This window comes from Mesorhizobium sp. WSM1293 (genome assembly GCF_000513875.1).
Lineage (GTDB): Bacteria > Pseudomonadota > Alphaproteobacteria > Rhizobiales > Rhizobiaceae > Mesorhizobium > Mesorhizobium ciceri.
Window position 1 is genome coordinate 15,792 of sequence record NZ_AZUV01000023.1, and the last position, 14,181, is coordinate 29,972.

Genomic DNA, 14,181 nt, shown 5'->3' on the forward strand with positions numbered 1-14,181 from the left:
CTCTGCCGGTCCAGCCGGCTCCAATTCGATGGCTGCTTATCCCAACGTCATGTTTCGGAGAGATTTCGCAAAATGCTCATTTGTGTTTCGAATCTGTTTCCACTGGTTAACAAACGGCAACCCCATTAGAGCCGTCGGTGGCCCGCCAGCGAGACCCTAGCAAGACCAAGGTCAGGAACATGGGTATCCGTCGCTAAACGAAAGTGCGAATTAGCAGTATTCGAAAGGACCGCCGTAGATCTCGAAACCAAACTGCAACAAAGCGAGGTTTCAAGCGGCATGATCCGGATACGGGCCGCAAGCAAAGTTGACGCAACGAAAACAGCCGGTAACGAACATGGGAACGAAATCGAACGCGCTGTCCTGGCTTTTCAGGATCAGCATCGCGGCAGCGGTCATCGGCGGCGTCGGCACGGTTGCCGGCACCCCGCTGACAAGCCTCGGCGCGATGACTTCAGGCGAGATTTCGACCCTGCACGCCGCACTGTTTTTCGCCACGGTCTGGATTGTTTCCAGCCTGCGCATCGCCCGGCTAAAGGCCCTCTGGCGGGTCGGCCTTAGGCTGACGGGTTTGCGCGGCGCCTCCGGCAACTTGCTGCCGAGAGGACCGAAGGCCCGCGCCGAGACGGGGGGTTCCGTGGGCGGCGCGGGCGCTTCGGGGGTATCCTGAAGCGACCCGCAACAAACCATTTTGGGGAATTGGTACGATGAAAACGAAATTTGCCGCTTCGGTGCTTTCCGCACTGCTTTACGCCCAGGGCCTGCTCGGCTTTGCCGGCCTTGCCACCGTGCTGCTCAGGGACCGCGCCCACGCTGGCGAACTGACCATGGGCAGTGACATGCCGGTGGGTCCATCGCTTCTGCTGGTACGCTGAGCGCCAAGAGCGTCGGGGCCGGAGATGGAAAATCCGATGCCCGAAACCAGAGACTGCGTCAGTGCCCGGCAATCAGTCCGCGAATTGCCGCGGCGGATCGAACCGGTAGCCGGCGCCGCGTATGGTGGTGATGGTTTCGGTGTCGAGTTTGCGGCGCAGCCGCACGATGCGCGAATCGATCGAGCGATCGAAGGCATCGGCGTTTTCGGCAGGCGCCGCGGCGATGATGTCGTCGCGCGTCAAAACCTTGCGCGGACTGGCCAGGAACAGCCTGAGCAGCGCCACCTGACCGGGCGAAAGCTGTTCCTCCGTGCCGGAGCGATGCATGACCATCGCCGATCTCAGATCGACGGTCGCGTTCTCCAGCACGATCAGTTCCTGGGTGCCCCTGCCGCGGCGCGAAAGCAGGCCGCCGACACGGGCGGCCAGTTCACGGACATTGAGCGGGCTCTCGACGACGTCGGCCGCACCAAGCTCCAGCGCCAGCACCTTGTCGACAAGATCGGCCGGGCGGCAGATCAGAATGAAATCCGGTCCGCCCTCACCGCCTCCTCCTTGGCCGCCATAACGTCTGAGCAGGTCCCGCCCCTCCGCCTGGCTGAGGCTGTCGCCGACGACGACGACGTCGATGCCCTTTCCCGACAGCAGCGATTCGGCCTCCCAGGGCTGGCGTGCCTGATGCACGTCATGGCCGCGCCGTTCAAGATGGTCGGCGAGTTCGGTCGCGACCACTTCGGCTACCGAAACGAGCGCAATGACGGATCGTGCGGCCATGTTTTCCAACCGTTCCCTGGCAACCCCGATATGAGTGCTGGACATGATGTTTATACCCAATCTACTTTCCACTGAAAGTGGGAGCGAAAGCATCGTGCGGGCAAGAATTGTCATCGTCGAGGATGAGCCCGACCTGAGGGACGCTGTCGCCGAATACCTTGGCGCCGCCGGATATGACGTGGCCACCGCTGAAAGTGCGGCCGCCGCGCGCAGCCTCGTTGAAACGCAGTCGTTTCATCTTGCCATTCTCGACATCGCCATGCCCGGCGAGGACGGCCTCTCGCTTGGCCGCTGGCTGCGTTCGAAACTGCCGATCGGCATCATCTATGCGACCGCGGCCGGCACCGCGCTCGACCGCATTGTCGGGCTGGAACTCGGTGCCGACGACTACATCGTCAAGCCTTACGAATTGCGCGAAGTGCTGGCCAGGGTGCGCAGCGTGTTGCGCCGGGTTCCCCAGCCGAAGGAGCTCCAGGACAAGAGGGCCGGGACGGATCGCCGTTCCGTTGCCTTCGGCCCCTTCCAGGCCGATCTCGACGGCAGGCTGGTCACCGGCGCCAATGGCGTGGTGATCGACATGGCCAAGAGCGAGTTCGACGTGCTGGAGATTTTCCTCACCCGCGCCAACCGGCTGCTGACCCGCGCCGCTATCTCCGAGGCGATCGGTTTCACCGAAGATCCGGAATCGTCACGCGCGGTCGACATTCGCATCATGCGGCTGCGCAAAAAGATCGAGGCCGATCCCGCCAATCCGAAATTCCTGCGCACGGTGCGCGGCGAGGGCTATATCTTCTCGCTGCCGGCCGGCGACGGCAACTGAGCACCGGGCCAGAAGGATGTAGTTGCTCGTCGGCCGAATTGGCGCGACTCCGGAATGACAGCACAAGATGATCGCTGAAGCAGCAAGTACCGATATGCAAGGGTTCAGGCAGGGCGCGGCGATGGCGGCCGTGCGCGTCGTTCGCCGGCTGCGCGAGGCCGGCGACTGGCAGCGCGAGATGGACGGCATACTGGAAACGCTCTGCCGGGCCATGGATTGCCAGCGCGGCATCCTGTTTCGTTTGCGCGAACTGCCCGGCCAGGGCTTCGCCCAATCCGTCGCCGCCTACTGGATCGACCCTCTTTTCGGCGGCGAACTGGCATCACCGACCGTCATCATGCAATCGATCGTCAATTCCGACCCGCTGCTGGAGCGGCTTGCCGAGGACGAGAGGCAAGGCAAGATCTTCGCCGGTCATACGCGCGACCTCGAAGGCTTCCTGAGGACCGATTTCGAGAAGCAGAACATCAAATCGTTCCTCTCGGTCTCGGTCTTCGCGCACGGCCATCTCTGGGGCACGCTGGCGGTCAATGACTGCATCAACGAGCGTGCATGGACCGACGAGGAAGAGGCGACGCTGCACATCATCGCGCTGGCCATCGGCGACGCCATCGAGCGCTCGCCCTCCGACGCCCACGCCAGCGAGGTCATTCGCCGCACCATGCTGCAGGCCTCGCTCGACGCCATTGTCGTCATCGACGAGACCGGCTCGATCATCGAATTCAATCCGGCTGCCGAGAAGATGTTCGGCTTCCAGCGCAGCGACATCCTCGGCAAGGACCTGCTCGATACGATCGTGCCGATCTACTACCGCAAGGGCTATGCCTCAGGAGCCGAATACATGTCCGGCCGCGGCGCGCCGATGGTCGGCCAGCGGCTCGAGACGGTGACCCAGAATGCCGCCGGCGAAGTGTTCCCGATCGAGCTGACGGCCACCGAGATGCGGGTTGCCGACCGCCGCCTGATCTTCGGCTCCATCCGCGACCTGCGCGACAAATTGCGCGCCGAGGAGGAAATCGGCCGGCAACGCGAGAAGCTGCACCAGAACGAGAAGATGGCGGCGATGGGTTCGTTGCTGGCCGGTGTGTCGCACGAGCTCAACAACCCGCTGGCCGTGGTTGTGGCGCAATCGACGCTGCTGCACGAATTCGCCTCCGATCCGCAAACCAAGGTGCGCGCCGAAAAGGTCCGCGCGGCCGCCGAGCGCTGCGGCCGCATCGTCAAGAGCTTCCTGTCGATGGTCCGCCTCCATCCCGCGGCACAAGCCGAGACCGACCTCAACCAGGTGATCCGGGCGGCACTTGAAGTGACCGCCTATGGCGCGCGCTCAAGCGGCATCATCATCGACACCGATTTCGCCGCAGGCCCGCTGCTGGCCATGGCCGACGCCGACCATGTGACGCAGGTGGCGGCCAATTTCCTCATCAACAGCCAGCACGCTTTGGCTGGCATTGCCGGCGACCGGCTGATCAAGGTGCGGACGTTCCGCAGCGACCGGGATCATCCCTGCTTCTCGGTCGAGGACAATGGGCCCGGCGTGCCGGAAGCGATCCGCGGCCGCATCTTCGAATCCTATTTCACCACCAAGCCGGTCGGCGTCGGCACCGGCATCGGCCTGTCGATCTCGAAATCGATCATCGAGCGGCACAATGGCAATGTCTGGTTCGAGGAAGTGCTCCCGAGAGGCGCGCGTTTCGTCGTCCAGCTGCCGGCCATCGTGGCCGGCCTCGCCACCGCCGGCGACAACCAGCCGCGATCGAGCGGCCTGCGCCATGCCTTGATCATCGACGACGAGCCGGATGTCGCCGGGTCACTCTCCGACATCCTCGAACTGATGGGCATCAAGTCGCGGATCGTGCCGGTCTGGGAATCGGCCGCCGCCACCTTGAGCGGCCATATGCCGCCGGACATCGTTTTTTCGGACCTGCGCATGCCCGGCGTCAGCGGCATATCGATCTATCGTGAGCTGCTCGCCGAAAAGCCCGATTTGGCGCGGCGTTTCGTGCTGGTCACCGGAGACCTGATCGGTGCCAAAGCCGAAATCGAAGCCTTGCCGGCGCACCAGCGACCGCAGATTCTGGAAAAGCCGTTCAGCACGCTGGATGTGCGCAGCGTGCTCTCCGCCATCGCCGAACAGGCGGCCTTGAAAGGATAAAAAAAGAGGCTCCCGGGGGCGGGAGCCAAAAGGAGCGCACTGGAGGGCGCTCGGGGAGGTCAGAGCATGGTCCACAAAACGGGAACGGTTTTCGGGATCATGCTTCGACGGAAATCAGAAAATATTCGGCGTGCCGGTCAACGGCGCGGCATTGGCGATCATGCGGATCGCCCGGCTTTTGTGTGTTCCGGACTGTTCGGCGATGGCGCGCAGGCAATCCATGCTCTCGGCACCCCAGGCCTGGCCCTTGCAGGCGAAGTCGGTCACCGGCACCGGCAGACGCGCGGTCCTGGTCGTCGTCTGCGCGCCGTCGATGAGATTGGCCGGCGGATTCAACGAAGCGAAGGCCGGCCCGATTGTCGGCGTGAACGCCATGCCGACGAAGGCGCAAGCAGCCAGCACCATGAACATCGCCATGGGGTGGTCGCTGGCCCGCTGGCGCAGCGCCAGTTTCGGACGGCGGTCATTGCGCTCTGGAGCCTGAAGGCGGCTCTCGCCGCGGATCGTCTGGATTTTCGCATGCATTACCTTCCCCTTCGCTGAGTTTCTTTTGGCGGCGAAATGAACTTATCCGCGCTTTGTAACGGTGATGGGGTGGCGAAGGATTGGCACTGTAACGAATTCGAAACAACATTCGGGCGAAGTCGGGCAAAATCGGGCATGGCTTCGACGGCGCCGAGGCTCGAGGCGCAACTTGACCGATCTTGCCAAACAGTCTTTCGAAAAGATCAGGCTCAGCCCGGAGCTTGAAGCTCGGCAATGATCTTGTGCGCGGCGATGCGCCCGGCAATGATGGCGCCCTCGACATACCCCGGAAACGATGGCGAGAGTTCTGAAGAGGCGAGATACACCGGCGGTGCGCCAGCAAGGATCGTTCGCTCGGCGTCTGTCGCTGTAACATCGACAATAAGATCGCTGTACGCGCCGCCGCTCCAGCGATCTCCTGTCCAGTCACGCAAACTGAAATCGATGACGTCACCGGCATCCGGACCAAGGGCTGCCTCCAGCCGTCCGGTCACCTCCGCACGCAGTTCCGCCTCGCCGAGGTCGCGCCAACGCAGCGCGAGCGAGCCGCCGACGAACACGACGAGCGCCGCATGCTCCGCATCCTTGCCGGCGTCGCAGGCAAACAGCCCCGGCGGCTCGAGCCACATCACCATGCCGCTCAAATCCCGCGCCCGCCAAAACGGTTTGGCATAGCGCACCAGGATCTTGATAGCCGCGCCGCTTTCCCAGGCGCCGAGTGCCCGCCCCAGTCCGGCCGGCAAAGCGGGGGCAAAGGCGAGCTCCGTCACCGTCGCCGGCGGGACGGCAACCAGAACCGTGCGCGCCTCGACGGTATCCCCGGCCGAAACGACAAGAACACCTTGCGAACTGTGCTCGATGCGCGTGACCGGCTCGCTTAGCCGCAACCGATCGCCAAGGTCGCGGGCCAGATCGTCGGCCAGCGAATGCATGGTTTCGCGCACAGAATATTGCAGTTCCGTCACCTCGTTGGTGACCCGCCGGTCATTGTCGATCAAATACCAGAGAGGAATCTGGTCCAGCGCCATGCACCAGAGACCTTCGATCACCGAACGGAAAGCCATCCTTGCATCGGCCGAATCGTGCTGGCAGGCAAGCCAGTCGGCGACGGTCAGTCCGGCAATCGAGGCATCGTCCGGATCGATCCCGTTCATGCGCTCGCGGATCGCCATCGCGGCATGATAGGTCCGCTCTGCTCGTTGTGCGGACATCGTCGGCTGGGTGATGAAGTCGCCATCGACATGGGTTTCAACCAGCGTCTTGCCGCGCGCCTCGACCATGGCCATCAATTCCGGCATGTCCTCGCACAGGAACTGGCCGCCACTATCGATGCGTTCGCCAAGTCCGTTCAGTCGGGACTCGACGCGTCCGCCGACGCGGTCGCGTGCTTCGAGCAGGATGAAATCGATGCCGGCCTTCTTCATCTCAAGCGCCGCCGACAGGCCGGTGAAACCCGCACCGACGATGACGACATCGGTTCGCTCGAATTCGCCGCCCTCATCCGTGAAGGTCTTCAGCATTGCCGGCTATCCACCCAATCGTATCCGGCTTCCACCGACGAACTATGTCCTTGTCGACATATGCCGGCGGGCCGAACACACCATGCCGCAGGCTGTCTCTAACCTATCGTTTTCTCGAGCATATTGAGCCAGTTGCGATAGGCGATTTTTTCGATCAGCGCGCGGCCGAAACCGCGTGCCGCCAATGCATCGATCAGCTTCGGCAGGCCGGCGACATCGCCGATGACGGCCGGGATCATGGCGCCGTCGAAATCGGAGCCAAGACCAACGCCGTCCTCACCCAGCGCCTGCAGCAGCGAATCGATATGGCGCACCATGATATCGAGGCTGGTGTCGGCATTCATGCGACCGTCCTCGCGCAGGAAGCCGGTTGCGAAGTTCAGCCCGACCATGCCGCCGGTTTCGCGGATCGCGCCGAGCTGCCAGTCGGTCAAGTTACGCGAATGGCCGCAGATCGCGTGCACGTTGGAATGGGTCGCCACCAGCGGCGCATCGCTGAGTGCGGCGACATCGCGAAAGCCCTTCTCGTTGAGATGCGACAGGTCGATCATGATCTTCAACTGGTTGCAGGCCTTGACCAGCGCCTTGCCGGCATCGGTCAGGCCAGGGCCGGTGTCGGGCGAAGACGGGAAGCGGAACGGCACGCCGTGGCCAAAGGCGTTCGGACGGCTCCAGACGATGCCGAGCGAGCGCAGGCCGGCTTCATGCAGCACGTCGAGCATGGTGAGCTCGGGATCGATCGCCTCGACCCCTTCGATGTGGAACACCGCGGCGATCGACCCTTGCGCCATGGCGTTGCGCACGTCGCCGGCGCTGCGGCAGACGGTGAGCGCTCCGGCCCGTTCCAGCCTGAACAGGATCGAGGCCATCGCGATGGTCGAGGTCAGCGCCTCATTGCGCGGAACCTCGGGCGGCAGCGGTTCTGCGGCGCCCGGCGCCAGGGGCACGGCGCCGCGCCTGGATTTCTCGACAGGCGGCGGAAAGATGGCGAACATGCCCCCGGCGAAGCCGCCGGCTTTCGCGCGTGGCAGGTCGATATGGCCGCCCGATTTCCCCTCGATGAACAGTTTTTCGACGTCCGTGTCTTTCGACTGATGGAGTCTGAGCAACGTATCGTTGTGGCCGTCGAAGACGGGAACGAGATCGGTTTCGGTCATTGGGGGATCATTCGGTTCGTTTGTCGGCGCGGCTAAGATATATCCTATCTACTTAGGCAGGATGCGCCACCCGCGCAAATGCCAAAGCCGCCCCGGTGGGATGGCAGCCGCTTGCCGCGCCGTTTCCAAGCAACGAATCCCTACCGCTTCAGCACGTCGGCCCATTCCTGATGGCGGCGGAACTGGGCGTTGGCGAACGGGCAGAGCGGGATGATCTTCTTGCCCGCCGCACGCGCATCCTCGACGGCGCGGGTGACGAGCCGAAGCCCGGCACCCTGGCCGCGAAAGACGTCCGGCACTTCGGTGTGGTCGATGATGATCTGGTGCTCACCGATCTTGGTGAAAGTCATCTCGGCCTCGGCGCCATCGGGTCCACGCAGGACGTAGCGGCCCTTGGAACCGCGATCCTCAAGTTCGATCTCAGGCAGTTGGTCAGGCATTGCTATGCTCCTTGGGCAGTATCGGCAAAGAACCGCCGTGCCGCCTCGATTTCGTTTGGCCGCACCTCGTGCCCGCCATCGTGCCATTCCACTGTGACATCGGCGCCGTCGGCACGCAAATAGGCCTCGAGCCGCGTGGTCAGGTTCGGTGGGCAGATCGGATCGCGCTTGCCGGCGGTCACCAGGATATGGCGGCCGGCGAGGCTGCCCTTGACCTCAGGTTCGAACGGGATCAGCGGATGCATCAGCACCGACGCGTCGAACAGCGCTGGAACCGCGAACACCACCGAGGCCAGGACATTGGCGCCGTTGGAATAGCCGAGACCCAGCACGGCCGATGGCTTCGCTGCTTCAACATGGGCCTTGACGAAGCCCGCCATCTTGGTCGTCGCCCGCGCCAGGTCGTCCATATCGTAGATGCCCTCGGCGGCGCGGCGAAAGAAGCGCGCGGCACCTTGTTCCGACACATCACCGCGCGGCGAGACGATGGTTGCCTGGGGCGCGAGATCGCGCCCCAGCGACAGAAGCTGATTCTCATCGCCTCCCGTGCCATGGAAGACGAACAGCAATGGACCGCCCGGCGAACCGGGCAGCACCTTGTGGATGTAAGCGTCCTTGCTCATAGCCTCAGCCTTCCAACTTCTGCAGATGCTGTTCGAGATAGGGCCGCAGGTGCTGGTGCTGCGTCGGCAGCTTCAGCGCCTCGCCCAGATGAGCGGTATCCTCGTCGCGATCGAATCCCGGCTCGTTGGTGGCGACTTCGAACAGCACGCCACCCGGTGTGCGGAAATAGATCGCCCAGAAGTAGTCGCGGTCGATCACCGGCGTCACCCCATAGCCGGTATCCATCAACGCCTTGCGCACTTCCAGCTGCCTGGCGCGGTTCTCGACCGCGAAGGCGACGTGATGGACGGAGCCGGCGCCGAGATCGGCGAAGGCCGTGCTCGGCAGCGACTCGATGTCGATGACATCGGCGCCATTGCCGTTCTTCACCGCCAGCCGCCTGAGATTGCCGGACTTCTCGATTTCCTCGTACCCCATGAACTTCAGCAGCTCTTCCGTGGCGCCGCCATCCTTCAGCCTGAGCGACACGGAATGAAAGCCTCGGATCGCCTCATCCGTGGGAACGCCGCCTTTCGACCAGGGTGCTCTGCTGTCGCTCTTGCACTCGACCAGCGCGAAGCCGTCACCATCCGGTCCGGCAAAAGCCAGGCGCTTCTCACCGAAGGTTTCTTCGCGCGAGAGGCCGGTGACGCCCTCATCGGCAAAGCGTTTTTCCCAATAGCCAAGCGTGCCTTCCGGCACCGAGTAGACGGTGGTTCCGACTTCCCCGACCCCATGCCGGCCCTTGCCGATGTCGGGGAAGGGGAAATAGGTCATCACCGAACCCGGCGTACCGGCCTCGTCACCGTAATAAAGGTGATAAACATCGGGCGCGTCGAAATTGACGGTCTTCTTGACCCGGCGCTGACCGAGTTTCCTGGTGAAGAAATCGTTGTTCTGGCGGGCATCCCTGGCCATCGACGTGACGTGATGCAGGCCCTTGATCTGGTCGAGCATTGTCTTGCTCCTTCCCTTGGTACATGTGCGGCCCTCGCCGCTGTCCACGCCAATATGAGGACCAGGGCAGTTTCCGCAAAGGCGGCAAACACAGAATGGACTGTGTCATAAAAGTGAACGATGGAACAAGGTTCGTTCACCAATTGGCTCGCAGGTCAGACTTGCGCCATGGCCAGAATTCGGTTCCATAAACGGCGTTCGACATCCCGGGACAAAGGTATCGTGAGTGAGTGGAAAAGCCAGGCGGCCTAACATTCTCCTGATCACAGGCGACCAGTGGCGTGGCGATTGTCTGTCCGCCGCCGGTCATCCGGTCGTGCAGACGCCGCATGCCGACGCTTTGGCCGCGGAGGGTGTGCTGTTCAACCGGCATTATGGCGGCGCGGCGCCCTGCTCGCCCGCCCGCGCCTGCCTCTACACCGGCCTCTACCAGATGAACAACCGCGTCTGCCGCAATGGCACGCCGCTCGACGCTCGCCACGGCAACATTGCGCTTTCGGCTCGCGCCCTGGGCTATGATCCGACGCTGTTCGGCTACACCGATGTGTCGCTCGATCCGCGCCTGCTGGCGCCGGGCGATCCGCGGCTGCAAAGCTATGAAGGCGTGCTGCCGGGCTTTACGGTGCGCCAGTTGCTGCCCGAGCATCAGAAGCAATGGCTATCCTGGCTGGAGCTGCAAGGTGTCGACGCCAGCGCCGGATCCCCCGACATCCATCGCCCGGTGGCGGACCGCGCGGTCGGGACCACTGTCGGCAACGCGCCGCCCGTCTACTCCGGGCAACAAACTCCGGCGGCCTTCCTGACCGGCGAATTCGCGCGTTGGCTTGGCGAACAGGAGCACGCCGCGCCGTGGTTCGCGCATCTTTCCTTCATCAGCCCGCACCCGCCCTTCATAGTGCCGGAGCCCTACAACACAATGTACGATCCGGCTGACGGCCCGGCCTTCCGGCGCGCGGCAAGCTGGCAGGAGGAGGCGGAAAACCATCCCTATCTAGCCTATGATCTCGGCCGGCAGAAACAGATGAAATTTCGCCCCGAAGCCAGAGGCAAGGTGCACGACTGGAGCGAAGACGATTTTCGCGTCCTCCGCGCGATCTATTACGGCATGATTTCCGAGGTCGACGCCCAGCTCGGCCGCATCTGGCAAGCGGTCAAGGCGGCCGGCGCGTGGGACGACACCATCATCGTGCTGACCTCGGACCATGCCGAGATGATGGGCGACCATTTCATGCTGGGCAAGGGCGGCTATTTCGACGGCAGCTACCACATTCCGCTGATCATCCGCGATCCGCGCCACGGCAAGGCGGCCGGCGGCAAGGTAGACAGCTTCACGGAAGCGGTCGACATTTTGCCGACGTTTCTCGACCTGCTCGGCGAAGAGCCCGCGCCGCATCTCGACGGCAGGTCGCTGAAGCCGTTCCTGAGCGGGGAAACCCCTGCGGCGTGGCGCGATGCCGCGCATTGGGAGTTCGATTTCCGCTCGGTTGCCGCGGGCGAGGCCGAACGCCATTTCGGCATCGCCTCACGCCAATGCAATCTCGCCGTTATCCGCACGGAGCGTTTCAAATATGTGCATTTCGGCGGCAACCTGCCGCCGCTGCTGTTCGATCTGGAAAACGATCCGGACGAATTGGACAATCTCGCGGCCGACCCCAGCCATCTCGCCGTGCGTCTGGAATTCGCCGAACGGCTGCTCGCCTGGCGAGCTGAACATCTCGACCAATCGCTGGCACTGGCCGAATTGACCGAGAACGGCCTCGTCGGCCATGCCGCTGGCCTGCCTCCATGCCACACATGAACACAGGCCCGCATCGTTGCCGGCGCGGGCCTGTATCCGACTGGGTGGAAACTACCTGACGATCATGCGCTGCTGATCGCGCTTCTCGGCATAGCTGCCCTTGTCATAGGCGGTTTGTGCCTCGAGCTGTTCCTTGGTGAAGGTCGTGTACAGGTATTTGTTGCCCGCCTTGTCGGTCATGAATTTGAGATTATCCATGCCGACCGCGACTTCCTTCTCGCCAATGCCGAGGAAGCCACCGACGTCGACGATCACCGCATCGGCCTTCTTGTCGGGCGCAAGCACGACATCGCCGATCTCGCCGACCTTGGCGTCGTTGGCGCCATAGACAGTCGTGCCCTTGAGGTCATCGGCGCGAATCTCACCAACCGGCATCTCGGTCAGCGTCGACTTGTCGATGGCTGCGGTCTTTGTCTGGTCCGGAGCCGAGGCATCTGGGGTCGTGGGCGCCGGAGCCTGTGCCGTCTTGTCGGACGGAGCGGCGGCAGGGGCTGCGGCAGGCGCGACTGCTGCCGGCGCATTCGAAGCCGTCGTTGCCGGCGCCGGGTCATAGGCCTTGCGGTTGAAATCCGGCTGCGCCTGCAATTCTTCCTTGGTGGTCTGGGCGACCAGCCAGCGGTCGCCATTCTTCTCGGCCCACTGCGCCTTCGAGAAGTCATAGGTGACGTTCTTGGCGCCAAGGCCTAGGAAACCGCCGACGCCGATGACCAAGTACTGCGCCTTGCCATCCTTGGTCAGCACAATGTCGTTGACGTCGCCGATGTTCTGGGCGTCATCGCCGGTGCCGTTGTAGACGTTTTCCCCGATGATGTTGGTGGCGAGATTGCCATCGGCGCGCTTGACTGGTTCTGCCGAAGCGGCGTTCATGTCGACAGGCTTTTGCGCTGTGTCCGTCGTCGCGGGTGCTGCCGGCGCTGTTGCGTCGGTCGATGCCGCAGGTGCTGGGGTCGGGCTGTAAGGCTTTTTATCGAATTCTGCCTGCGCCGTCAGTTCGTCCTTGGTCGTCTGGGCCACCAACCAGCGGTCGCCATTCTTTTCGGCCCACTGCAGTTTGCCGTAGTCGAAAGCAACGCTTTTGGCGCCGACACCCAGAAAACCGCCGACGTCGATGACAACGGATTTCGCCTGCCCATCCTTGTCGAACACGACGTCGCTGACCTTGCCGATGTTTTCGGCATCGTCGCCGGTGCCGTTGTAGACGGACTCACCGATGATGTTGGTGACGATGCTGCCCTCTGCGCGTGGCACAGGAGCGGCGGCGGGCTCCTGGACGGCGGGCGTGGCAGGCGCCGTATTTGTTGCGTTCTGCGCATAGGCGCCGGTCGCGACAAAGGTTGCGAGCGCCGTCGTGGCTAAAAGATTGCGGATCATGGTAGTCTCTCCTCGTGCCTGATCTCATGCGCCGCGTCTTCCTTGGGGAACGCGGCATCTACAGGTTCACAACGTCGTGACCGGGTCAGTTGTTCCGACAAAGCGCTGCGGTCCGGGAACGAAACCACGGAAATTATTGAGCCGCTGGGGTAGTCACCCCGCGGCAAGGGGAACCTTTCTGTCGACGCCGCGTTTCAGCCGTTGGCTGGGTACATCCCGGCCGCCTTTTGGCTGACCTGGTGGAGCGGGGCATGAGATTTGCAGCGGTGCTGAACCGGGACGGCGGCACTTTGCGCACCACCGACCTCGCCGCTTTCTCCGACAGGATGCATCAGACGTTGGAAACGGCAGGCCACTCGCTCAGCATCGAAATTGTCGCCGGCAAGGATGTGGTGGAGACGCTGGACAACGCCGCTTCGCGTCGCTCGGTCGACATCGTGCTGGCAGGTGGCGGCGACGGGACCATTTCCGCCGCGGCCGCCCGACTGATGGGCACGAAGAAGGCGCTTGCCATATTGCCAGCCGGCACCATGAACCTGTTCGCACGCGGGTTGGGCATTCCGCAGTCGCTCGACGGGGCGCTGAAATCCTTCGCCGACGGCGAAATCATTGCTGTCGATGTGGCGACGGCCAATGGCCAACCTTTCGTGCACCAGTTCTCGATCGGCATGCACGCGAAGATGGTGCAACTGCGCCAGAAGATGGAGTTCGGTTCGCGGTTGGGAAAGATCCGCGCCTCGGCCAAGGCGGCTTGGGCAACGATCAACAATCCACCTGCGATGAATGTGACGCTCAGCATCGGCGATGCCGAAATGGCGGCACGCATCACCGGCATCGGCATCACCAACAACTTATTCGGTGAAGGCCATCTGCCTTATGCCGACAATCCTGCGGGCGGCGTGCTCGGTGTCTATGTCACGGTGGCGAAGCAGCGCGCCGAACTGGTCAAGTTCTTCTTCAACATGGCGCGCGGCAAATGGCGCGACAACGAACATGTCGAAATCCACCAGACAAACAGAACGGTGCTGAAAATCCATTCGGGCAGCCGCAAATTTCGCGCCGTCATGGACGGCGAACTGGTCAGGCTTGACCGTGAAACGGTAATCGAGATCCAGCCTGGCGCACTGAATGTATTGGTTCCGGCGAGCGCGGCCCAGTCGAGAGCCGCCTGATGAGGTGCGACGCA

The 14,181-nt window shown here is 63.1% G+C and carries 14 protein-coding genes; 6 read left to right on the forward strand and 8 right to left on the reverse strand.

The window, feature by feature from the left end:
• Window positions 1-337: 337 nt before the first annotated feature.
• Together M729_RS0124200 and M729_RS1000000137605 are read left to right on the forward strand one after the other, a co-directional pair.
• On the forward strand, window positions 338-670 hold the full coding sequence (locus M729_RS0124200) for a hypothetical protein (RefSeq protein WP_024503024.1): 333 nt from the start codon (window positions 338-340) through the stop codon (window positions 668-670).
• 37 nt (window positions 671-707) lie between these two features.
• Window positions 708-875 carry a hypothetical protein gene (locus M729_RS1000000137605; RefSeq protein ID WP_013529303.1) on the forward strand — a complete coding sequence of 56 codons (168 nt, stop codon included), beginning with the start codon at window positions 708-710 and terminating at the stop codon, window positions 873-875.
• Between the two features lie 72 nt (window positions 876-947).
• Here the strand turns inward: M729_RS1000000137605 and M729_RS0124210 are convergent, their stop codons facing one another.
• Window positions 948-1,649: a response regulator transcription factor gene (locus M729_RS0124210; RefSeq protein ID WP_013529302.1), complete on the reverse strand. Its 702-nt coding sequence runs from the start codon at window positions 1,647-1,649 to the stop codon at window positions 948-950.
• Window positions 1,650-1,695: 46 nt separating this feature from the next.
• On the opposite strand from M729_RS0124210, the gene M729_RS0124215 reads away from it, so the two are divergent.
• Together M729_RS0124215 and M729_RS0124220 are read left to right on the forward strand one after the other, a co-directional pair.
• Window positions 1,696-2,469, forward strand: a complete 774-nt coding sequence (locus M729_RS0124215) for a response regulator transcription factor (protein ID WP_198032132.1) — start codon at window positions 1,696-1,698, stop codon at window positions 2,467-2,469.
• Between the two features lie 67 nt (window positions 2,470-2,536).
• On the forward strand, window positions 2,537-4,624 hold the full coding sequence (locus M729_RS0124220) for an ATP-binding protein (protein WP_027163147.1): 2,088 nt from the start codon (window positions 2,537-2,539) through the stop codon (window positions 4,622-4,624).
• Between the two features lie 114 nt (window positions 4,625-4,738).
• Here the strand turns inward: M729_RS0124220 and M729_RS0124225 are convergent, their stop codons facing one another.
• The 6 genes from M729_RS0124225 to M729_RS0124250 all read right to left on the reverse strand — a co-directional run bounded on the left by M729_RS0124225 (window position 4,739) and on the right by M729_RS0124250 (window position 9,826).
• A complete protein-coding gene (locus M729_RS0124225; RefSeq protein ID WP_024503021.1) occupies window positions 4,739-5,149 on the reverse strand; it encodes a hypothetical protein in 411 nt (136 codons plus the stop codon).
• Window positions 5,150-5,358: 209 nt separating this feature from the next.
• A complete protein-coding gene (locus M729_RS0124230; protein ID WP_050596331.1) occupies window positions 5,359-6,669 on the reverse strand; it encodes a flavin monoamine oxidase family protein in 1,311 nt (436 codons plus the stop codon).
• A gap of 98 nt (window positions 6,670-6,767) precedes the next feature.
• A complete protein-coding gene (locus M729_RS0124235; protein WP_013529297.1) occupies window positions 6,768-7,826 on the reverse strand; it encodes a dipeptidase in 1,059 nt (352 codons plus the stop codon).
• A 140-nt stretch (window positions 7,827-7,966) separates the two neighbouring features.
• Complete coding sequence (locus M729_RS0124240) at window positions 7,967-8,266, reverse strand: GNAT family N-acetyltransferase (protein ID WP_013529296.1); 300 nt, start codon at window positions 8,264-8,266, stop codon at window positions 7,967-7,969.
• A gap of 2 nt (window positions 8,267-8,268) precedes the next feature.
• Entirely contained in the window at window positions 8,269-8,889 is a 621-nt protein-coding gene (locus tag M729_RS0124245) for an alpha/beta hydrolase (RefSeq protein WP_027163149.1), read from the reverse strand.
• Between the two features lie 4 nt (window positions 8,890-8,893).
• Window positions 8,894-9,826 carry a VOC family protein gene (locus tag M729_RS0124250; RefSeq protein WP_027163150.1) on the reverse strand — a complete coding sequence of 311 codons (933 nt, stop codon included), beginning with the start codon at window positions 9,824-9,826 and terminating at the stop codon, window positions 8,894-8,896.
• Between the two features lie 226 nt (window positions 9,827-10,052).
• On the opposite strand from M729_RS0124250, the gene M729_RS0124255 reads away from it, so the two are divergent.
• A complete protein-coding gene (locus M729_RS0124255) occupies window positions 10,053-11,624 on the forward strand; it encodes an alkaline phosphatase family protein (protein WP_027163151.1) in 1,572 nt (523 codons plus the stop codon).
• Window positions 11,625-11,675: 51 nt separating this feature from the next.
• Here the strand turns inward: M729_RS0124255 and M729_RS0124260 are convergent, their stop codons facing one another.
• Window positions 11,676-12,995, reverse strand: coding sequence for a PRC-barrel domain-containing protein (locus M729_RS0124260; RefSeq protein WP_024503017.1), 1,320 nt, complete (start codon window positions 12,993-12,995; stop codon window positions 11,676-11,678).
• 251 nt (window positions 12,996-13,246) lie between these two features.
• Between M729_RS0124260 and M729_RS0124265 the strand changes: the two genes are divergently transcribed.
• Window positions 13,247-14,167, forward strand: a complete 921-nt coding sequence (locus M729_RS0124265) for a diacylglycerol kinase family protein (protein ID WP_013529291.1) — start codon at window positions 13,247-13,249, stop codon at window positions 14,165-14,167.
• Window positions 14,168-14,181: the final 14 nt, after the last annotated feature.